Annotated in this window: 20 protein-coding genes and 1 pseudogene; 10 read left to right on the top strand and 11 right to left on the bottom strand. The window is 35.1% G+C overall.

All coding sequences use genetic code 11. The features are described from left to right. Positions 1-146 precede the first annotated feature (146 nt). A complete protein-coding gene (gene bufB, locus ACP6PK_RS05505) occupies positions 147-1,064 on the top strand; it encodes an MNIO family bufferin maturase (RefSeq protein WP_426558464.1) in 918 nt (305 codons plus the stop codon). A gap of 76 nt (positions 1,065-1,140) precedes the next feature. After that, positions 1,141-1,953 carry an HvfC/BufC N-terminal domain-containing protein gene (locus ACP6PK_RS05510; protein ID WP_426558466.1) on the top strand — a complete coding sequence of 271 codons (813 nt, stop codon included), beginning with the start codon at positions 1,141-1,143 and terminating at the stop codon, positions 1,951-1,953. A gap of 333 nt (positions 1,954-2,286) precedes the next feature. On the opposite strand, the gene ACP6PK_RS05515 is transcribed toward ACP6PK_RS05510, so the two are convergent. Beyond that, positions 2,287-2,517, bottom strand: coding sequence for a hypothetical protein (locus ACP6PK_RS05515; RefSeq protein WP_426558468.1), 231 nt, complete (start codon positions 2,515-2,517; stop codon positions 2,287-2,289). A gap of 280 nt (positions 2,518-2,797) precedes the next feature. Between ACP6PK_RS05515 and ACP6PK_RS05520 the strand changes: the two genes are divergently transcribed. Beyond that, positions 2,798-3,043, top strand: a complete 246-nt coding sequence (locus ACP6PK_RS05520; RefSeq protein ID WP_426558470.1) for a hypothetical protein — start codon at positions 2,798-2,800, stop codon at positions 3,041-3,043. Between the two features lie 198 nt (positions 3,044-3,241). Next, positions 3,242-3,526 (top strand): hypothetical protein, encoded by a 285-nt coding sequence (locus tag ACP6PK_RS05525; protein WP_426558472.1) that lies wholly within the window; start codon positions 3,242-3,244, stop codon positions 3,524-3,526. Between the two features lie 311 nt (positions 3,527-3,837). Here ACP6PK_RS05525 and ACP6PK_RS05530 read toward each other — a convergent pair whose 3' ends face one another. Continuing rightward, a complete protein-coding gene (locus ACP6PK_RS05530) occupies positions 3,838-5,145 on the bottom strand; it encodes a glycosyltransferase family 4 protein (RefSeq protein WP_426558474.1) in 1,308 nt (435 codons plus the stop codon). Positions 5,146-5,496: 351 nt separating this feature from the next. Here ACP6PK_RS05530 and ACP6PK_RS05535 point away from each other — a divergent pair, with 351 nt between their 5' ends. Beyond that, positions 5,497-5,661, top strand: a complete 165-nt coding sequence (locus ACP6PK_RS05535) for a hypothetical protein (protein ID WP_168186490.1) — start codon at positions 5,497-5,499, stop codon at positions 5,659-5,661. Positions 5,662-5,705: 44 nt separating this feature from the next. Here ACP6PK_RS05535 and ACP6PK_RS05540 read toward each other — a convergent pair whose 3' ends face one another. From ACP6PK_RS05540 to carB, 3 genes and pseudogenes are all read right to left on the bottom strand, one after another. Beyond that, positions 5,706-6,065, bottom strand: coding sequence for a PEP-CTERM sorting domain-containing protein (locus ACP6PK_RS05540; protein WP_426558476.1), 360 nt, complete (start codon positions 6,063-6,065; stop codon positions 5,706-5,708). Between the two features lie 72 nt (positions 6,066-6,137). Then, positions 6,138-6,323, bottom strand: a pseudogene (locus tag ACP6PK_RS05545) (choice-of-anchor E domain-containing protein); the annotation flags it as partial. An 887-nt stretch (positions 6,324-7,210) separates the two neighbouring features. Then, the gene (gene carB / locus ACP6PK_RS05550; protein WP_426558478.1) at positions 7,211-10,441 is read right to left on the bottom strand and encodes a carbamoyl-phosphate synthase large subunit; all 3,231 of its coding nucleotides are present in this window, start codon (positions 10,439-10,441) and stop codon (positions 7,211-7,213) included. 857 nt (positions 10,442-11,298) lie between these two features. Here carB and ACP6PK_RS05555 point away from each other — a divergent pair. From ACP6PK_RS05555 to ACP6PK_RS05565, 3 genes are all read left to right on the top strand, one after another. Next, positions 11,299-11,439, top strand: a complete 141-nt coding sequence (locus ACP6PK_RS05555) for a hypothetical protein (RefSeq protein WP_426558495.1) — start codon at positions 11,299-11,301, stop codon at positions 11,437-11,439. Positions 11,440-11,893: 454 nt separating this feature from the next. Then, positions 11,894-12,145, top strand: coding sequence for a hypothetical protein (locus tag ACP6PK_RS05560; RefSeq protein WP_094675150.1), 252 nt, complete (start codon positions 11,894-11,896; stop codon positions 12,143-12,145). Further along, positions 12,146-13,057, top strand: coding sequence for an ROK family protein (locus ACP6PK_RS05565; RefSeq protein ID WP_426558481.1), 912 nt, complete (start codon positions 12,146-12,148; stop codon positions 13,055-13,057). A 460-nt stretch (positions 13,058-13,517) separates the two neighbouring features. Here ACP6PK_RS05565 and ACP6PK_RS05570 read toward each other — a convergent pair whose 3' ends face one another. From ACP6PK_RS05570 to psbH, 6 genes are all read right to left on the bottom strand, one after another. Then, positions 13,518-13,946: a hypothetical protein gene (locus tag ACP6PK_RS05570; protein WP_094675154.1), complete on the bottom strand. Its 429-nt coding sequence runs from the start codon at positions 13,944-13,946 to the stop codon at positions 13,518-13,520. Between the two features lie 1,127 nt (positions 13,947-15,073). Then, on the bottom strand, positions 15,074-16,786 hold the full coding sequence (locus tag ACP6PK_RS05575) for a CTP synthase (protein WP_426558483.1): 1,713 nt from the start codon (positions 16,784-16,786) through the stop codon (positions 15,074-15,076). Between the two features lie 1,547 nt (positions 16,787-18,333). Beyond that, positions 18,334-18,600 (bottom strand): DUF3146 family protein, encoded by a 267-nt coding sequence (locus ACP6PK_RS05580; RefSeq protein WP_426558485.1) that lies wholly within the window; start codon positions 18,598-18,600, stop codon positions 18,334-18,336. A gap of 254 nt (positions 18,601-18,854) precedes the next feature. Then, positions 18,855-19,499 carry an aminoacyl-tRNA hydrolase gene (gene pth, locus ACP6PK_RS05585; protein WP_094675160.1) on the bottom strand — a complete coding sequence of 215 codons (645 nt, stop codon included), beginning with the start codon at positions 19,497-19,499 and terminating at the stop codon, positions 18,855-18,857. Positions 19,500-19,720: 221 nt separating this feature from the next. Continuing rightward, the gene (locus ACP6PK_RS05590; RefSeq protein ID WP_094675162.1) at positions 19,721-19,993 is read right to left on the bottom strand and encodes a TatA/E family twin arginine-targeting protein translocase; all 273 of its coding nucleotides are present in this window, start codon (positions 19,991-19,993) and stop codon (positions 19,721-19,723) included. Positions 19,994-20,291: 298 nt separating this feature from the next. Then, the gene (gene psbH, locus ACP6PK_RS05595; protein WP_094672051.1) at positions 20,292-20,495 is read right to left on the bottom strand and encodes a photosystem II reaction center phosphoprotein PsbH; all 204 of its coding nucleotides are present in this window, start codon (positions 20,493-20,495) and stop codon (positions 20,292-20,294) included. Between the two features lie 87 nt (positions 20,496-20,582). On the opposite strand from psbH, the gene psbN reads away from it, so the two are divergent. Beyond that, positions 20,583-20,714 (top strand): photosystem II reaction center protein PsbN, encoded by a 132-nt coding sequence (psbN, locus tag ACP6PK_RS05600; RefSeq protein WP_094672050.1) that lies wholly within the window; start codon positions 20,583-20,585, stop codon positions 20,712-20,714. 654 nt (positions 20,715-21,368) lie between these two features. Next, the gene (gene aroC, locus ACP6PK_RS05605; RefSeq protein ID WP_426558488.1) at positions 21,369-22,469 is read left to right on the top strand and encodes a chorismate synthase; all 1,101 of its coding nucleotides are present in this window, start codon (positions 21,369-21,371) and stop codon (positions 22,467-22,469) included. Positions 22,470-22,518: the final 49 nt, after the last annotated feature.

The raw sequence follows: 22,518 nt of genomic DNA on the forward strand, positions 1-22,518 counted from the left end.
TTTGAATCAAGTTATGATTTGAGGTTAATAGAATTGAGAAGAGGAAAATATTCTATAAATAAATATCTCTTTCTTGATTTTCTCTCTTCCATCAAATCACCTTATAATTCAAGAATGCCATATTTTTATCAATATCAAAATAACTTATGACAACCGAGTTAGAATCTCAAAAGTTTGAATCTGATATTAATCCGAATTTGCAAATAAATGGAGATTTATCCTGCATTAAGTCACCTTCAATTCAAGGTGCAGGAATTGGATTACGGTCTCTCCATTATCAATATATTCTTACTCAAAAACCAAAAGTAAATTGGTTTGAAGTTTTATCAGATAACTATTTTTGTGCAGGTGGTTTGCCACTATTTCATTTAGAAAAAATTCGTCAAGATTATCCAGTTACTCTACATGGAGTCGGAATGTCTTTAGGTTCAACAGACCCCTTAAATTTAGATTATTTAACTAGATTAAAAAATTTAGCAGCAAAAGTTGAACCAGATTTAATTTCCGATCATTTATCTTGGATATCTGTGAATGGTCACTATCTTAATGATTTAATTCCTCTTGTTTATACAGAAGAGGTAATGAATTTTGTGGCATCCAGAATTTTGCAAGTACAGGAATTTTTAGGTAGACAAATTTTGATTGAAAATCCCTCCCCATACTTAAGTTTTACAGATTCAACTATGTCAGAATGGGAGTTTATTGAAGGATTAGTTAAAAAAGCAGATTGTTATTTACTTTTGGATGTAAATAATCTTTATGTTAATGCCATAAATAATCAAATTGATCCTCTAAATTATCTGGATGGTATCCCAAAAACAAGAGTTAAACAGATTCATTTAGCAGGTTACGAAGAAAAAGAAAATTATTTATTAGATACTCACGGTTATCCCGTACATCCTCCAGTTTGGGAATTATATCAAGAGGCATTAATTAGGTTTGGCGCTGTACCAACTTTAATAGAATGGGATACTGATATTCCTAGTTTTGAAGTATTAATGGCAGAAGCAAATAAAGCTGAAAAATTATTAGACTTCTTCCAGAAGTCAGGGAATAGGGAATAGGGAATAGGGAATAGGGAATAGGATATCAAATTGTTAATTTCATATCTTTAATTTATTTCATTTTTGATTTTTGGAGATGTCTATTAGAAAAAGTAAGGTAATGGAAGCGATCGCTCTACAAAACTTATTTCTTCGAGCTGTGTGGGAAAGAGACACTATTAGCATAGAAGAATTAAGCAAACATATCAAAGCACCGAATAATTTAGCACCTGCGGAAAGTTTGGCAATTTACCGCAATAATGTTGTTGGTAATTTAAGTAATACATTAGCTTCAATTTATCCTGTTTGTTGCCAGTTAGTGGGTGAAAAATTTTTTAATGCAACGGCATTAAAATTTATTAATCAGTTTCCTTGTGTATCACCAGACTTAGGAGATTATGGGGAAGAATTTCCAGATTTTCTTGCTAATTTTGAACCTGTAAAAAATTTACCATATCTGTCAGATGTGGCGCGTTTAGAATGGCATTGGCATCGCATTTTTTGTGGGGAAGATACAAGGAGTTTAGATTTCCAAGCTTTGGGTAAAATTCCTGAAGAAAAATGGGGAGAGTTGATTTTTTATCTACCCAAAAATAGTGTACTTTTAGAGTCTATTTATCCTATCCATAGAATTTGGGAAATTAATCAACCTGATTATCAAGGTGATGAGATAGTAAGTTTAGATGAAGGTGGAGTAAAAATATTTTTGTGGCGACAAAATTATGATATGCGAATTGATTTACCTAATGATGATGAGTGGGAATTATTAACTGCTTTTCAAGGAAATTATCCATTTGAAATTATCTGTGAAAAATTAGTTGATATTGAGCATCAAGTGGATGTTGGTTCCTTACTCCCATTGTTTGTTCAACGAGGTTGGATTACTGATTTTTCTATTAATAATATATAAATTCAGCTATTAGCAGTCAGCAGTCAGCTAATAGCCGAGCAAACCTACAGGAGTGATTAAAATTAGCTGACTATCTTTATTATTTATATTTCACTTTTTGGAGATTAATTTCTCAAACACAAACTTCCAAACAGGATAAGTTAATAACTCATAGCTGACGGCTGATAGCTGACGATAATATTAACTAAGTAAGTATATGAAAATAAACAAACGTAATATTAGAGGGCGGGTTTTGAGAACTAAGTTCTGGTTATTTCAAGGCTTTCGGTTAAACCCGCCCCTACAATTTTTTAAGTTTTAATTAGACCTACCTACTTAGCAAATACTTTAAGGTTATAAATCTACTTCTATCTCTGCTGAATTATCCTCTACATTACCCAAGTCATCATTATTAAAAATAATTCCCTCCTGTTCTATCTTTGCATTAAAATTAAAATCTTTATGTAAATCTAACCCAAAATCATTAACATCTCTAATTTCTATTAAAACCTCTTGGTTATCAGGAAAATTAACTTCCTCTAATAACTCAATAATTTTGCCTCTTTTAATTCCTTTAACTAGCATAGAATCAACTCCTTTTTTAGTTAAAAATCATTACAATTTATTGACAAAATACAGATAATTAATCTTGGTAAACGAAGATATAAAATCCCATTCTTGGGAATATGAACTTTTACCTTGGCACTCTGCATAATTTTTATGGTCATGCCATCAAATCTAATTTAACTCTATTATAATAACTTCTATAGCACTACGCAAATACCTTAGTACATCCTTCTCTTCAAAACTCATTAAAAAAGATTGTTAAAGTTGCTGAATTTTCTTCTATACTATTCTTTTTACTTTGGATAGGTTAGGTTTCGTTGCTCAACCCAACATTCACTATTTAACCAGAGATAATATTACCTGTTATAATGTTATTAACTTAACCTATAACTTAATCATTAAAGCAGTACATCATATCATGTCCGTTGGTATCGGAGCGTGTAAAAGTTGGGGAAATATCTACCTTATCCAAGATTTTTCCTTAACTTCTATATACAATACCGATGCTACCGGACATAATATTAATGCTTCATCCTTTAATTGATAACAATTTCTTTCATCCTGAATATGGACGCTTGTTGTATCATCACGACCTTCAAAACCCAAATATTTTCATTACTCAGTGCAACTAAATAATTCAGAGTCTTTAGCATGGGAACCTATTCATAGCGATCGCCAAAAAGATAGAGGAAGACTAGCTATTTAGTATATTGACTGGGAGCGTTTTCAACCTGCGCAGTGGGTGACACATTTAGAAAAAGAGAAAATTCAAAAAGCATTACACGTTTCTGTTCCTAACTTTCACGAAAATTGGCAGTATGAACTATTCCGGTTCAATTGCGAACATTGGGCGCGTTTAGTAACAACAGGAGACTGTCGTTGCCACCAAATTACAGAATTTAAAAAATTGCAAGAAATTCCAGTAGTTGGTGTTGCTATTGTAGGTATTGCTGGAGTTGTAACTGGTGCGTGGGAACATAATAATTATGCTCAGGAGTTGATAGAAAAGGAGTGGAATTTTACTTGATTTTTTTAAGTAAAAATAAATTGTTAATTCAGACAATTTCCCAATCTTCATATTTTAATCCATCTACTCTACTAAACTCATTAATATTATGGGTAACTAATACCAAATCAATCAAACTATAGTATAAATATCTTGTTATTTACCATAAAAATATGAGACTGTAACTAGATAAAATTATCTTTCAACATCCTAGTTTCAGTCCCAATTACATAGTGATATTTAGTTATGCTTGACTACTTATAGACGTTTTAAAATTTATTTCCATTATAATCTCAATTAAGGATATAGAATAGAGAAGATAAATTTACTAACTAAGTACTTGATAATCCGCTGCTTGACTTAGATTTAAAGTTAAGTTTTAGTTTCACTTCATTGTAAAGACTACCCAACTTTTCACAAAATGCTGAATAACTATGATTTTTCTGAACCATAATTTTACCCGCTGCACCTAATTTTAATCTTAAGTCAGAGTCTTCAACTAGAGAAACTATTGCTTTTGAAAATGCTTTAGGATTAGTATGAGATAACATTGCTGTTTTGTAACCTAATACCTGAGTATGAGTTGGTAAATTAGTTGCTAATACAGCTTTGCCACTATCTAGATAAGAATATATTTTCATGGGTGTATTCTTACCTTTGATTCGAGGAGATACCAAAACATCAGCTTGAGCAAGATAATTTCCTAATTCGCTAGCAGGTTTTTGTCCTAGAAAATGTACTTTTTCTTGAATGCCTAATTTCTTGGCTTTATTTTGATAGTTTTTAATATCTTCGGGATTTCCTCCCACTATTACTAAATCAACTTCTTTTGTTTGTTTTAGTGCTAAAGCAAAACTATCTAGGAGTAAATCTATGCCTTGATATTGTTCTAAATTTCCCACATACATTAGCATTGCATTGCTAATTTTCAATTCCCTTCTGAGGTTTTGCTGAGTTGGAACTTCTTTCTGATTCAACAAAGAAATATCTGGTAGGAGTACAACTTTTTTGGGGTTATATTTATAAATACTATGAGCCAAAGCCTGACAAACTGGAACTACAACTTCTGCATTTTTTACTGCCTGTTTCTCAAGCCATTGTAGGATAGAAATAAGGGATGAAAGAAACGGATATTTTTCTATCATTTGTTGAGATAAGGAAGAATCCATATCATAGATATAGGGAATATTAAACAAAAAATTAAGTAGTAATGCAATAAATACTGATTCCTCTACAGCATGAATTAAATTGTAACGTTTCTTGGAAATTAATTTAACTACTTCAACAAACATCAATAAGTCATAAATAATTTTTTTCCAAGAAAAGCCAGGACGCACATTTTTGACAAATGGAATATTCATCGTCCGGTATATATTAGTGTTTTTATAATCAATATCTTTACCTTCTGGGTAAGTTACTACATCCACTTTATCGCCCTGTTGTGATAAAAATTTTAAAACTAGATTATCAGCGATAGGTGAACCTCTATCTTGATAAAAAGGATGGGGAATTAGAAATAAAATATCTAAAGAAGAATTAAAACTCTCAGTTTTATAAATTATAAATTTATAATTTATATTCGTTTTTTGAGCAAAAATTTCAGGTTGGGTGCGATAACTTAAATTAGAAGATTCCCACATTCTTTATAAAATCCTTCACTTAATACATATTATTTATTAGAGCTTCATTGAAAAGTAAGTACAGTTATACTAACTGCTAACTATGCCTGAAGTACCTTCAATTAATATGTTTTATCTTTCTCTGTTATTATCCTCTCTACTTCACTTTTTTGTCTATTGTTGAAATCACTGAATTTTTTTATGAAGTTTTTTTGCAAGATTCTGTGATTTTACACAAAACCAAGACAAACTTTAGAAAGACTGTTGTATGAATTAGCCTCTTTTTTAAGGATGATTTTCAGATTTTGAAGCGGGGGAATAGCTCTCTCGCTATATTCATGAATAGATACTTATAATAAAACCAATACAAAAATGTTAATATATTTACTGCCTACTATTAATAACTCAATGTTGTTGGCAATGACTACTTGTTTTGCTGGACAGAATATTGCATCAACAAAAGTTGAGAGACACACCCTAAATATTTTTCAGGTGCATCTTCTCAGAATCGAATATGTGGAGATATACTTAAGTTAGGTTTTTAAATTGACGTAGGTTTGCAAGAAATTAGACCTGTGAACCTACTTTTCTTCTTTTTGTTTGCGTTTCAGGGAAGTTGAACCTAAAGCACCTATGGCTAGTAAGCCTAGTATAGAAGTAGGTTCGGGTACTTCCTCAAACTCATATTTTAAAGTCATTTCTCCTGATACTTCGGAAAGATTAGAATCTAAAAAAGAGGCAATGCCATTGCTAAGGTCTCCAGTCGTAAAAAACTCTACAACCACATCGCCAACAGAAGCTACATCTACAAATGCACTGAGGTTAAACATTTCCCAGTCTGTTATACTCAAATTTACAGTAACCCCATTATCTACTTGAGAATTGCTAACAAAAACACTCTCTACATCAGACAGACCAGCAAATGCTCCATCACCAAACAAAGATAAGACAAAACTTCCTTCACAATCCTTGTAGAATGTACATAATTGTGCTGGGTCAAATGCTGAACCTGTAGCAGAGAAGTTATAGTCTAAAGAAACTCCTGTAAGGTTTCCTACAGAAGAGTCAAAGCCATCAAATGAGATTGAGCTAGAAAAATTTGTTACAGTTTGTTCTATAGTTGCTGCTTGAGCAGGAAGAACAGATGCTATTAAAGCTAGAGCTGATGCTAATCCTGTGGTAGTTAATCCAGAAGCAATTTATAGCTTTTTCAACATAATTAAATTTCCTGAGTTAAGATTGATTGCTTACAACATTAATCTAGCTCTACCCCCGAAATTTTCGCAATACTGATGCGCCTAACTTTACAGAATCTTTAATTTTGTCTACGGTGTTTCTAGTTAGTTAAAATCAGTGGAATTAATTACTAGATAAAGGCTTGATATCTATAGCTACGGCAAAAGTAATTATCAATTTTCGATGAAGTTAGACTAAACTTTCTGGATTTTATGGTTGAACAACTGTTTTATTACGGCTTCATATAAATTATAGAAATTTTTATTGGTTAGTACATCTAGGAAATCTAGGAGTGATATAATAAAAGTTTGTATAAAAAATATTCTTCAGATAATGAAATTTTATTTGGTGTTGTGGATTAACATAGCGATCTCTAGGTAGGTTACTACGGAAATCTTCAATTTGTAGCGAATTTGTGGCATGAAAATCGCTATCGCAAAGGGAAGTTAAAATTTGAGGGGTGACAAATTAAACTTTGGTCTCCTCTTTTACTTTTTTATAAGATGAAAAATGTAGGGACGTTCCATGGAACGTCCCTACGGGGTTGACTATATTAGTGCAATAGTAGGGGCGGGTTTTAGCGAAAATTTTCATGCTTACTCTAAGATTTATACAAACCCGCCCTAATGGGTGTGCATTAGATGTATCAGTTTACTACAAGTTTTCCTCCTGACTCCTGACTCTTGTCTCCTGACTTCTCCTTTGCTAAAACGGTGCGTTACGACGGGTTGCTAAGTCTCTTTCCGAGTCTAAATTTTCGCCGTCTAACGCACCCTACAACTTCTAACGCACCCTACAACTTCTCCCTTCTTGCCTTCTTCCTTCTTCCCTCTTCCTTCTTCCTTCCAACTTAATAATAATTCTGTATCGCCTTCACCTCTAACACTTCCGACTTCAACGCTCGGATCGCCGCTGCCGTCGCTTTCGCCCCCGCAATAGTCGTAATTAACGGTATTTTATAATCCAACGAACTCCGCCGAATTTTAATCCCATCAGCACGATCTTCTTCCCCTGAAGGAGTTGTAATAATTAACTGAATTACTCCATTTTTAATTCCATCCAAAACATTAGGTCGCCCTTCATGCAACTTCAACGTCAAACCCACATCTAAACCATGCAAACACAATACCTTCCGAGTTCCTTCAGTTGCCACCACTTTCAAACCTAAGTCAATTAAATCTTTAACCACTGGTACAACTGCTTCCTTATGTCGATCGCTCATCGACACAAACACTGTTCCTTCTAAAGGTAATTTTTGCCCTGCGGATAACTGCGCTTTAGCAAAAGCTTTACCAAAGTCAACATCAATACCCATCGCTTCTCCAGTGGAACGCATTTCTGGTCCTAATAGTGTATCTGTACCGGGGAATTTAGCAAATGGTAACACTGCTTCTTTCACGGAAACGTGTTCGGGTATTTGTTCCTCTACAAAACCTAATTCTTCTAATTTTTTCCCAGACATGACTCGTGATGCCATTTTTGCTAAAGGTGTTCCTATTGCTTTAGATACAAAAGGTACTGTTCGCGACGCGCGGGGGTTTGCTTCCAAAATATATACCGTTTCCCCTTGTACCGCAAACTGGATATTCATTAACCCGATAACATTCAACGCTTTTGCCAGAGCAACAGTCCATTGGCGAATTGTTTCCACCGCAGCAGGAGCTAAAGTTTGATAAGGAATGGAACAAGCAGAGTCACCAGAATGAATACCCGCTTCTTCAATATGTTCCATGATGCCACCGATAACTACCTGACCTGTCGCATCAGCAATAGCATCCACATCTACCTCAATAGCATTTACCAAGAATTGGTCAATTAAAATGGGATGTTCTGGTTCCACCTGTACTGCAAACGTCATATAACGTTCTAACTCTTGGTCAGAATAAACAATTTCCATTGCTCGACCTCCCAAAACATAGGAAGGTCGCACCACAACCGGATAACCAATTTTCTGTGCAACTGCTAACGCATCTTCAAAACTACGAGCGAGACCGTTTGCTGCTTGACGAATATCTAAATCTCGTAAAATCTTCTCAAACCGTTCCCGGTCTTCAGCAGTATCAATGGAGTCTGGGGAAGTACCCCAAATTTTGGTTTTACTTTCTACTTGCTCCAAATATTTTTGTAGAGGAAGAGCTAATTTTAGAGGTGTTTGTCCGCCAAACTGAACAATAATTCCTTCTGGGCTTTCCGCTTCAATAATATTCAGAACATCCTCTTTAGTCAAAGGTTCAAAATAGAGACGATCGCTCGTATCATAGTCAGTCGATACAGTTTCCGGGTTAGAGTTAACCATTATTGTTTCAAACCCATCCTCTCCTAGAGCGTAACTTGCATGACAACAACAATAATCAAATTCTATTCCCTGACCAATACGGTTCGGTCCGCCTCCCAAAATCATTACTTTGCGTTTTTCAGAAGGCAAAACTTCTGAGTCTTCTTCATAAGTAGAATAATAGTAAGGAGTCAGCGCCTCAAATTCTGCTGCACAAGTATCCACCGTTTTATAAGCAGGTTTAACTCCCAAACTCAACCGATAACTTCTGACTTCATCCTCATCACTCTTACTACAATAAGCAATTTGGCGATCGCTAAAACCTTGACGTTTAATATCCCACATCTGCTCTTTTGTCAATTCATTCAGAGGAATGCGCTTAATCAATTTTTCTGTATCTATCAACTCCCGCAGTTTATCCAGAAACCAAATATCTATTCCAGTCAACTCATAAATTTCCTCTACAGTCATTCCCAACAACAAAGCATAACGAACTGTAAATACTCTCTCTGGGTTAGGTGTGCGTAACCCCGCTCGTACCTGTTCCAAACTTGGTAGCTTTTCCCAGCGATCGCCACCGAAACCACCTCTACCCGTTTCCAAAGACCGCAAAGCTTTCTGAAAAGACTCCTGAAACGTCCGACCTATTGCCATTGCTTCCCCAACCGACTTCATCTGAGTAGTCAGCACTGGTTGGGAACCAGGAAATTTCTCAAAAGCAAACCTGGGAATTTTCGTAACCACATAATCAATAGTAGGTTCAAAACTCGCAGGCGTCTTTTTCGTAATATCATTCGGAATTTCATCGAGACTATAACCAACTGCCAACTTTGCAGCCATTTTCGCAATGGGAAAACCAGTTGCTTTTGACGCCAAAGCAGAAGAGCGACTCACCCGTGGGTTCATCTCAATCACAATAACATCCCCATTCACCGGGTTAACCGCAAACTGAATATTCGACCCCCCAGTTTCCACCCCTATTTCCCGAATAATTTTAATCGACGCATCTCGCAGTCGTTGATATTCCTTATCCGTCAAAGTTTGCGCCGGAGCAACAGTAATAGAATCTCCCGTATGTACCCCCATCGGGTCAATATTTTCAATTGAGCAAATAATCACCACATTATCCGCCAAATCTCGCATTACTTCCAATTCGTATTCCTTCCAACCAATTAGGGATTTTTCCACCAAAATTTGAGACACCGGACTAGCATCTATCCCTGCTTGTGCCATTACCTCATATTCTTCTTGGTTATAGGCAATACCGCCCCCAGTCCCTCCTAAAGTAAAAGCAGGACGAATAATTAGAGGATATGTTCCAATTTCTTGAGCGATCGCCTTGGCCTCTTCCCAATTACTAGCAATACCCGATGGACAAACTCCAATACCTATCCTGGCCATTGCTTCCTTAAACAATTGACGGTCTTCGGCCATTTCAATCGCAGGTAATTTTGCCCCAATTAATTCCACACCATATTTGGCTAAAGTGCCATTTTTTGCCAGAGAAACTGCTATATTTAAAGCAGTCTGACCACCCATTGTTGGTAATAGGGCATCTGGTCTTTCCTTTGCTATAACTTTTTCTACAAGTTCCGGCGTTAGAGGTTCAATGTAAGTCCGTTCGGCAATTTCTGGGTCTGTCATAATTGTGGCAGGATTGGAATTTACCAATACCACCTCAAAACCCTCTTCCCTGAGAGCTTTACAAGCTTGAGTTCCACTATAATCAAATTCACAGGCTTGGCCAATAACAATCGGACCTGAACCAACCAGTAGGATTTTGCGTATATCTTGGCGTCGTGGCATAGATTTATTTGTATTTGTTTGAGAATTAAGACTTAATCCAAAGTATTTTAATGGTTGGGATAGTGGTTGTGTTATTATATACAGACCAATTTTATATTTGATTGTTAAAACCATTTAGGTGTCAGCCATCAGCCATTACTTAGAATATTAGGTTATTTCCAATTTTGAATTTGCAGCAAAACTGATAGATAATCTTTCAACAATTAATAATTGATAATGGATAATTGATAATTACCTCTACTTAAAAGTAAGAGGATTTAATAAAAGGAAAATAAATTTATTGTTTCTCTTGAAATAGAACGCTTTATACCTTAATTTTTCGGTAAGCATTAAGCCATTAGCTCTTAGCTATCACCTAATTAATTTCTAGTGTTTTATCAGTAAGAATCATAATAAAATTTAGTTAGGCTTTTTGAATTTTATAGAAACAGAAGCATAGTTCAATAATTAATAATTAATAATTAATAATTAGGGCTTGCTGAATAAATATCAAAGCATTTACAGGCAAAGGTTTTAGCCTGTAATAGTCTTTCAAAAATACCTGGTTTTCAGCTATTCTGGCTCAAAAAGCTAGTATTTTGGGGGTAGAGTTAGGCAAAAAAATTCTCCCCTACTCCACTACTCCTACACTCTCCTACTGCTTAAAAAAGACTTTTTCAGCAAACCCTAATTACCTCTCCCTTTTAGGGATAAGATTGGCTAAAAGGAATTTTTTTTCTGTTTTATACATGAATAAAGAGGCTTTATACCTTGATTTTTCGGTAAATAAAAAAATGGAGAATCCAGTAATTTTAATAGTCTATTTTGCATTGGGTACTTACTTAATCTGTGCTGCAATCTTTAATTGGAACTGGTTTATGAACTCTCATAAAGCCAGATTTGTAGCCAGATTTGTTGAAAATTTATTTGGTAGAGAAGGGGTAAGGTTATATTATCTAATACTAGGAATATTTTTTTTTGCTCATGCCATGGATAATTCCATTTTTTCTCAAAAATAAATTTATATAAATAATTAAATTGACTATTGAGCTTTGCTGATTGGGTCATTTCAGTTATCAGTTTGCTACGCACATGAAAAGACTCATAAGGTCGTAACTTCGTTTTTTCGTATAGGGAATGCTCCGCTTTCCATGTCGGCGACAGCCGAAAACAGTACCTCTGGCACTCACCGAGAGGCTTGACATCAGGAATATTCTCTTTTTTTATCCCCTATCCAAGGGGAGGCTTTAGACTTTTTTTTCTGGTAATAATATTCAATCTTTGATACAATTTATAACTATAGTTTTTTTCTCTGAATTCAGAAGTCAGAATTCTGAATTCTTTCTCGATAAAATATAAGATGAAAATAACAAATTTCAGTATTTCAAGCCTTTTATTTCAGTAGAAGGTGCTGATAACTGATAACTGATAACTGATAACTGATAATTGATAACTGATAATTGATAAAAAGATATGCCAAGAAATCCTGATGAATTTGCGATACACCTAATATTAGAAGGTGGCGCTCGTGAAGAAGTACGTTTTCTTTCTCTTAAAGATTTTCAAACCTGGTATAGTGGCGTTGTAGTTCCCAAGCATGACTCTCAAGAATTTGTCAATGTACCTATTAAGACTATTCAAGGAGAATATATGGTAGTTCGCCCTTCTGCTATAATTGCCATTCGGGTTGAACCTATATTTAATTCTAGTGTTGAAAGATATTAAATGAATCCTCTGGTAATAGGTATTGATATAGGGGGAACGGCAATTAAACTGGGAGTTTTTGCTAAAGATGGAGTTTGTCATAAATCTTTAACTGTGCCAACTCCTCAACCTGCCACCCCAAAAGCAGTTATTAAGGTAATAGAAGAAACAATATCTGTTCTAAGAAAAGAACCTCAGCTAGACAATTTAGGAGCTATACAAGGAATAGGTATTGGAGTACCAGGCCCTGTTGATGCTGAAGGTATAATTTCTAGGATAGCAATAAACTTGGTTGATTGGCAAGAGGTTCCTCTAGCCGAATTGTTGGAGGAAAAGACTGGTTTACCAGTAGTCATTGCTAATGATGCTAATTGTGCTGCTTTAGGAGAAGCTTGGCTCGGTGCGGGTAGTCAGTTTAAAAATATGATTATGCTGACCCTGGGTACGGGTGTCGGAGGAGCGATTATTTTGGATGGCCAATTATTTGTAGGTCATCAAGGTGCTGCCGGAGAGTTAGGGTTAATAACTTTAAACCCTGATGGACCGGAATGTAATAGTGGTAATAATGGTTCTTTAGAACAATATGTTTCTGTTCAAGCGGTTCGTCGAGATACAGGAAAAGAACCTTTAGAATTAGCTAATTTAGCTTTAGCTGGAGATAAGTTTGCCCTAGAATTTTGGCAAAACTACGGACGATTTTTAGGAGTAGGGTTGACAAGTTTAATTTATATTTTAACTCCAGAAGCAATAATTATTGGAGGTGGAATAAGTGCTGCTTCAGAACTTTTTTTTCCTGCAACTAAGGCAGAAATTGAGCGACGAGTTCTTTTTAGTTCTTCTTTAAACTTACAATTATTAACTGCTAAATTGGGTAATCAAGCTGGTATTGTGGGAGCTGCTAAATTAGCTTTAACTAAGTTTTTAGATCAATGATTTGAGAGTTGTGAGGTAAGCGTTCAGCTATTAGCACGAAACATTTTATCTGGAATTTTGGCAAACAGTATTGAATTAGAGTATGAGGGTTAGTTAGTAGGGAATAGGGATAATTTTAAGGGATTTTTAGTCAGAGAATTTTCTCTCAATCTCTTAATAATAATTATTTTGAAAAAGGTAATTAGCCGTTTTGCTGCGCAACATCAAAGGCGGTAGTCTTGTGGCATCCAATAGAGTGATAGATAAAACCTGAATGGTTAGATTTTGGGAAAAATATCATAGAGAATAGGATATGCTTAATTAATAATAACTAAGTTATAGCACTATGCAAATAGGTTAGGACATTTATAAATGCTCACACTGACTCAGAGATTACTTTTGACTTTTGAATGCATGACTTTTAACTTGCGCGTAGCGCTATAGGTGGAGTTAACATCAAGTATATTACTATCAAATTTTCTTATGGTAAAGAATACCCAGTTACTTTATTGATAAATTCTGAAACTTTTTTATAAGCTTCTGGGTCACTATTGGGGTTAATAATAACATCTTTTGTACTATCTGGTAGCCAGAAAGTTATCCTACCATTAGGTTCCCAAGCAAATGTAGTAATACAACTTAAATTTATCAACCATTCATGGCGATCATAAATAATTTTTACCCAAAATTCATTATGAGTTTCATACCCTATTTCGATCTTTTTTTTAATATATTCTAGAACTAACTGATAGTCATGTTCGGAATTTTGCTGATTTAATATAATTGGCTGACTGCTATTTGGCAACCAAAAAGTTATCCGCTTATTTTGCTGACAAGAAAAAGCAGTAATACTGTCAAGATCGATCAAGTATATACTTCTTTCATAATTTATTTTAATCCAGTAGGCCACAGGACCCCCTCAAAGCTTTGATTTCTTGCATTTCCCCACATCCTGCAAGTTACCCTAAAAGTCTGATAAACATTATTTATTTACCCTTGATATTGTTACTCACTACCCAATGAAAAAGATTTCTTCTTTAAGAAAATGTTAGCAGAAGCTTCAACCTAAAAATCTTATCAAGAAACTAAGATTTTAGGCGGAGATAAATGTCAAGCATTGAATTAACTGTAGTCATACCTCCTTTGTTTCTGTAGTTAGGTATTCTGGATCTGTCTTTGATTTTCTCTTATTTATAAGCTTTAAAGAGACCATAATAATATTCAAATAATTCAGCTACAATTATGAGTTTTTTTGTGCTGCAAGTGAGATGTCAAACTTGAGAGTGATTATTGTTTAGGATATGCTTACAAATAGCTCTTCCAATTCATTTGAGATAGGTATCTCTATCATTTTCCTCTTTGTTTTTGAAACTTCTTACTTCTTCCTTTTTCCCTCTTACTCACTTGTACCATTTTTAATAAGCATTTATAAAATTTTTATAATAACATATAGCAATTCTAAATTGGTCGTGACAAACCAAAAAGTAGATAAAAAAACTGAAACTCTTGCCTGTTCCCTATTCCCTGTTCCCTGTTCCCTAAAAGCAGTAAGACTTTTATACACAACTGAAATATAATTGCTATAGCAATTATATTTCAGTTGTAAGATTTTACTGGTAGGGGCAATTCGCTAATCGCCCGTACAAGATTCAGGAGTCAGCAGTCAAAATATAAAAGGATTTTGATTTATCTTAATTGTTCTTAAATTCTATCACAATCATTCCTAATTACTATATAGCAATTCCCATAATGGTGAGGTACAAAATTCTAATTTTGAGGGAACAGGGTATAGGGAGTAATAAAAAGATAAAAACATAACTGTACTTCACCAGGTTGGGAAACGCTATAACAAGTTTAGTAGTCTAACCTAAATAACTTCTTCGTTTTTATCCCCTAATTCAAATACGGGGACTTTCAACGGATGCTTTCTCTAAAATAAATATTAGTTTGCTTCAAGCTCTTAAAGTTAATAAAAACAATCCATAAATAAATATGCTGAAAAAAGACTATTTTACCAAATATTTAGACTTGTTATAACTAAGGTATAGAACCTGTGCTAACTATATTCTCTTGGGTCGCTTCAGCATTATTGACAGACAAATTATCACACTTTTCTTGTTGACTAGCTGCTAGAAAAAAGTGATGAAATAGAGGGTGGGGACTACTAGGTCGAGATTGAAACTCTGGATGAAATTGAGTAGCAATAAAAAAAGGATGAGCAGGAAGTTCAATAATTTCTACTAGCCTACCATCAGGAGATGTTCCACTTACCACATATCCTGTTTCTAAGAACAAATTCCGGTAAGCATTATTAAATTCATATCGATGTCTATGGCGTTCATAAATTACTTCTTGCTGATAAGTTTTAAATGCCAATGTGTCCCCTTGTAGACGGCAAGGATAAAGTCCCAGTCGCATAGTACCGCCCAAGTCTACTACATCTTGTTGTTCTGGCAATAAATTAATCACTGGATTTGGTGTTTGAGGGTCAAACTCCCCACTATGGGCATCATCCAATTCTGCTATGTTCCGTGCCCACTCAATTACCGCACATTGCATTCCTAGACATAACCCCAAAAAAGGAATTTTATTTAGTCTGGCATATTGAACTGTAGCTATTTTCCCATCAATACCTCTCACACCAAACCCACCTGGCACAATAATTCCATGAGCATTTTCTAGATAGGTCTTGGCTCCATTGGCCTCTACATCTTCAGCATTTACCCAACGCAGATTTAAGTCCACACCAACAGCGATCGCTGCATGACGCAATGCTTCTACTACTGATAGATAAGCATCACTGAGTTGAATATATTTACCCACTATGGCAATTTCTACAATAGTAGCAGTAGATGATTGGCCCGGATTAGTCTGTATTTCTTCTTTGTCTCTATGGTAAAGACGATTGACCAAAGTTTGCCATCTATCCAGATTTGGTTGACGTTGCTCCATTTTTAATAGTTCTAGAGCTTGGACTGCTAGTCCTTCTGCCTCTAACATTAGAGGTACTTCATAGATACTTTGAGCATCCTGAGATGTAACTACAGATTCTACAGGTACATCACAGAACTCGGACATTTTTTCCTTTAAGCCTTTACTAAGTTGGCGATCGCATCGACAGACCAAAATATCTGGCTGAATGCCAATGGAGCGTAATTCTTTAACGGAATGTTGAGTGGGCTTAGTTTTCATCTCCCCTGCTGAAGCAATCCAAGGGACCAGTGTCACATGGACATATAAAACGTTATTTCGTCCCACATCTTTACGAAATTGCCGAATTGCTTCTAAAAATGGTTGAGATTCGATATCTCCTACTGTCCCTCCTATTTCTGTGATTACTACATCTGGATTAGCATTTCTAGCGACCCTATGTATTCTTTCTTTTATTTCGTTGGTAATATGGGGGATAACCTGAACGGTTCCTCCTTGATAGTCCCCTCGTCTTTCTTTATTAATTACTGCCTGATAGATTGAACCTTGAGTAACACTGTTGAGGCGAGACATTGAGGTATCTGTAAATCGTTCATAGTGGCCTAAGTCTAGGTCTGTTTCTGCCCCATCTTCTGTGACAAAGACTTCTCCATGTTGGAAAGGACTCATCGTCCCTGGATCTACATTAATATAAGGATCTAGTTTGAGAATGGAGACGGAATAATCCCGTGATTTGAGCAAACGACCTAAGCTTGCTGCTACAATTCCTTTACCAATACTGGATACTACTCCACCAGTTATAAATACAAATTTAGTCATAGATTTTTTTCTCTAAGGATAGAAGGAAGTTGTAAACTTTAGATTAGCCACACTAATTTATACGACCCATGCTTTTGGTGTAGCCTACCATTTGGCATAGCAAAGAGATATTGGGCTAGACTCATCTATAATTACATTACATTTTTTCTATCTCATATCTTTTTGAGGGAATTATCAAGAATTTACTAATCTCTAGCTTCGGCAAAAGTATTATATACAGTAATTAAAAACTATAGCGCTACAGTTAACCTAACTGTTATGCCTTTCTATCTGATATCTATTTTAGGGGGGGTGGCATAATCTAGATAATTATAAATATCTACACTACTTGTTCTCGTTCCTATTGATTAAAACTACTTCCTACTCCCTATCCCTAAGAAATCAAATCATATCCGCACTTCAGCAAAGCCTTTTAGGAAATTACCAATTCTTGGTAACCTCTATTTCCGCAAAAGTATCATAATATATATAGCAATCCTATTTTATTAGTGGCAAAAATATTCCCACTTTTTGGTATGGAGGTATCAAGGCAATGGGCAATGGGTAAGAGTTTTAGAGTTTATTTCTAGTTTTTGAATTGTTACAACCTATTTAGGATTGCTATCTTAATTAGGGCTTGCTGATTAAATCTCAAAGCATTTACAGATAAATGTTTTAGCCTTTTTAGGTTGTTCATTAATTGATAATTGATAATGGATAATTGATAATTACCGAAATATTGTGGTTTAAAGCCTCCCCTTTTAAGGGGATAATAAATAAAAATTTTCCTGTTTGTCAATCCTCTCCTTTTCAAGGAGAGGTAATTCGCGCATTCTTAATTCTTGAACTCTGGTTAAAACCGTTACGGAATTGAAGATCAGGAAATATCCTAGCACTTTTTTTTCCTTAAAAGGAGAGGCTTTAAACCAGAATTATTTAATAATTAATAATTAATAATTAATAATTAATTATTCGGTAAAAAGTACCAGGTTTTCAGCTCTTAATGCTCATGTATATTAGTATTTTCGGCGCATAGTTGGGCAAAAAAATACTCCCCTACTCCCCTACTCCTTAAAAAAGACTTTTTCAGCAAAACCTAATTAAGGCTGGTTGATTAACTCTCAAAGTATTTACAGATAAAGGCTCAAGCCTTTTTGTAGCGAACAAACACAAGCTTTTGAGTCTAAAAACCTCAAAATGCTAACTTTTTGATTAGACAAGGGCGCAAAAATCAAGGGATAGTTGCTCATCCTACTTACTCTATAATTTCCATTTCTCCTGACTTCTAACTTCTACCCTCACTCATATTTTTCAGCAAACCCTAATTAAAAACTATAGCGCTATAGTTAATCTAACTTTTTCTATTATCCCTACTCAATACCTAGTCTTTACATAACTACCAAGAATTGGTACTATATAGCTTCAGCAAAAGTATCATATAGAGTAACTAAAAACTATAGCGCTATAGTTAATCTAACTTTTATCCCACTAAAACCTATAAAGGCAAAACATAATTTATGGAGTGGCGCTTCTCGTAAGTCCAGCTAAGAATTAATATTTAATTTTTGCTAAAATTTAGCCTTAATAGTAAAAGAGTAATCCCCACCAGGTTCTAGTTGATAATCCCATTTTTCTAGAAACCTACCCAAAGGTTCTTGAATTAGGGCACGTCCTTGAGAAGGTTGAATATATAGAGTTTTTCCCTGTCTAAAACGCCATTTAAAGTACCAACCAAAAGGACCAGCACTAACCTCTCCTTCAATAGTGCCTTTTTGCCAAGAGTGGCAAGTTATTCTGACGTAAGCAGTAGTTTGTGGTAGACCCTTAGAACTCATTAATAGTTATCAAGTCAATCTTTCACTCACTCAAAAATTATTTCTACTGGAGTGACACAGCTAAATTCTGTGCATTAGGGCTAGTTCATTTGATTCAAGGTTATGTATTAATTTGAATACCGAACCCGTCCCTACTATTTCAACATTTTAATTGTGTCACTACACTACTGGACTAACACAGTTGCAACATTTTTAGGTGTGTCGCTGCACTACTATGGATCAAAAGCCTTGAAAATACTTTCTGAATAATTTAATTAATCTTCTGGTAGTATTATAGTTTTACTGTTATAGAGACTCATCGCTTTTTCAATTCCTTGTTTAAGAGAAAGTTCTACTGCATCTACAACCAGTTCCAGCACTTGAGTCATTAATTTGTTTTCTGTAGAACTAAACTTTCCTAAAACATGACTAATAGTTTTTGGGTCTCCACTCTCAGCAGTAACATTTTTGGGCTTACCAATACCTATTCGCAAACGAGGAAATTCTTGGGTTCCCAAATGAGCGATCGCCGACTTCATCCCATTATGGCCACCTGCTGAACCTGACAAACGTAGTCGCAGTCGTCCCATGGGTAAATCCATATCATCATACACTATCAGCACAGAAGAAGATGGTAGTTTATACCAATCTACCACCGCACGAATTGCTTGTCCCGACCTATTCATATAAGTTAAGGGCTTCAATAAGTAAATTTTTTCAGCTTTTGTGCTTCTGCCTTCTCCGAATTCTGCTTTAAATTTACGATTTTCTGATAAAGAAATTTGCCATATATTAGCTAGATTATCAACTACAGCAAATCCTATATTATGCCGAGTTTGATTATATTTTGCCTCTGGGTTTCCCAAACCTACAATCAATTTAGGAATCACTAATTTTTGCCCTGCCGCCACCTCTTTCATTGCCTTAAAATTAAAAATTTTATCTCAAAACTATAATAATCTTTTAGATTGGCTCAGGTGATTTTTTTTCTACTTTTACCGGATAAATAATTAATAATTATTAATTAAATAATTCAGCATAATTATCCTCCCCCTTCAAGGGGAAAAAAAGTGCTAGGATATTTCCTTATATTCAATTCCCTTACGGTTTTAACCAGAGGTAATTATCCATTAATGAAAAATTAGCTTTTCTGAGACACATCTGTGGGAGAAGAAACATTTACGGCTTCTTTGGAATCTGATTCAGGTTGATATTTACTTGCTTGAGGCACTTCTTCTAACTGTTTTGCTTCTCGTTTAAATTCATTTTCAAACTCTTTAGCTCCTGCCTTAAAACTATTTATAGCTTGCCCTAAACTACGACCAATTTCTGGCAGTTTCTTCGGACCAAATATTAAAAGAGCTACTACCAGAATAACAATCATTTCTGGGAGACCAATACCAAATATATTCATCTTGTTTTACTCCTAAAAATTTACTTGAAGTTAGCATAAAATTAATGTAAGCATTTCCTGCATAATGCTATGCAAACAGCTTTTTAATTAACAATGTAATTCGATAGACTATTCAGGTTAACTGATGGATTTTTACCCATACTTTATAATTCTATGAAATCTCTAAATTGCTTTTTCCTCTCTTAAAGGTAATAAAGCTGATAGCCGAGAGCTGAACGCTGAATGCTTACAAACTAATATATAGGGCTGAAGAAATTCAAGTTAACTAAATTTCTTAGCCCTACTACCTAAACTTAATTTATTTAGTTAGACTTGCCCAGTCAACATCAACATTCTCTAACAACAAGGAAGAGTTGTAGATTTGTAAAATAATCAACAAGAAGACAAAAAATAAGCCTATAAAAACGGCCATTAATAGTGTAGTTCCCCAACCAGGAGATACTTTACCATACTCAGAGTTTAAGGGTTTGAGGATGTCTCCTAATCCAGTTCTTTGTGACATAATTTTCGATTTTTACTATTTTCAGCAGAAAATTTTAATGTTTTGTAATATTGTATATGTATAACACTCATAATTTTAATCAATTATATGGAACCTGCAACAGTTCTTAGTATTTCGATAGCTGTAATGGTTGTGGCCATTACTGGATTTTCTGTTTATACAGCTTTTGGACCTCCATCAAAGGAGTTGGCCGATCCTTTTGAAGATCATGAAGATTAGGAGTTTATGGGACTAATTTAAAACCTCGTTCTTGGAGATGGGGAGATGGAGAGATGGGAGGGGTGGAGAGATGGGGAGATGGGGAGGTAGGGAGCAAAATTATGGAAAAGCCTATTTTTAAATATTGCTCTGCTGATTAAATCTCAAAACCTTTACATATAAAGGCTAAAGCATTTTTATAATCAAAAAAGTGCCGATCGCTCAGGCAGAAAAATTAAAGCCAAATGTTGAAATGGGCACATTACAGATTTGAAGTTTTCTTGAAACATAAAGCTATTGAGTATAACAAAGTTGTTTTAGATGTTTCAGAAGCATACAAAGGGCAAAACTGTTAGTTGGACTGGTGAAGTTTTGCACAATTTGAGTTAGGTGGCAAAAAAGTTGTGACAGGCAGTGATGGCTTTCTTCTTGACCGCGACTTGAATGGAGCGCGTGGAATTTTGATTAAGAGCGTGGTAGAAAATTTTTCTACCACTTTGGGAGATACCCACTCAGTAATTAGATTACTGTCCATTGTTAAAATTTGTTAGAAAAATTCTATCGGATAACTCTTTCAACTACCTTCTCATATAATTCCCTGTTCTTCCTAACTACTCCCTACTCCCTAATTGATAATATAATTTTTTAAATCCTGATATTTATTTGTATAGTTTAATGGGCAACATATTTGGACATTTATTTCGAGTAACAACCTTCGGTGAATCCCACGGAGGAGGAGTAGGAGTTGTAATTGATGGTTGCCCACCAAAGCTAGAAATAGATGTTAAAGAAATTCAATATGAGTTAGACCGTAGACGTCCAGGGCAAAGCAAAATTACTACACCCCGTAAAGAAACTGATACTTGTGAAATACTGTCTGGGGTATTTGAAGGTCAAACCTTGGGCACACCAATTATGATTTTGGTTAAAAATAAGGATACTCGTCCCCAAGATTATCAGGAGATGGCTATTAAATATCGTCCATCTCATGCTGATGCAACTTATGACGCTAAATATGGTATCAGAAATTGGCAAGGTGGAGGGCGCTCTTCGGCCAGAGAGACAATTGGACGAGTAGCTGCAGGGGCGATCGCTAAAAAAATTCTGCAACAATATTCTGGTGTGGAAATTGTAGGTTATGTGAAGCGCATCAAAAATTTAGAGGCTATTGTTGATTCAACAACAGTAACTATAGAACAGGTAGAAAGTAATATTGTGCGTTGTCCAGATACTGAATGTGCCGAAAGAATGATTGAATTAGTCGAACAAATACGGGACGAGGGAGATTCTGTGGGAGGTGTGGTAGAATGTATAGTCCGGAATTTGCCGAAAGGTTTGGGTTCTCCTGTATTTGATAAACTAGAGGCCGATTTAGCTAAGGGTGTAATGTCTTTGCCAGCGAGCAAAGGATTTGAAATTGGTTCTGGTTTTGCAGGTACTACTCTGACAGGTAGCGAGCATAATGATGAATTTTATACAGATGAACAAGGTGAGATTCGTACTTTGACTAACCGTTCTGGTGGAATACAGGGTGGCATCTCTAATGGAGAAAATATTGTATTAAGGGCTGCATTTAAACCTACTGCAACAATTAGGAAAGAGCAGCGGACTGTTAGTCGTGAAGGTGAGGAGACATTATTAGCAGCGAAGGGAAGGCATGACCCTTGTGTTTTACCTAGAGCTGTGCCTATGGTAGAAGCAATGGTGGCTATAGTTTTATGTGACCACTTATTACGTCATTATGGACAATGTAAGACCTTAAATTCATTACATTAATTGATAATTGATAATTGATAATTGATAATTGATAATTGATAATTGATAA

This window comes from Dapis hubbardiae BLCC-M172 (assembly GCF_050016015.1).
Classification (GTDB): Bacteria; Cyanobacteriota; Cyanobacteriia; order Cyanobacteriales; family Microcoleaceae; genus Trichodesmium.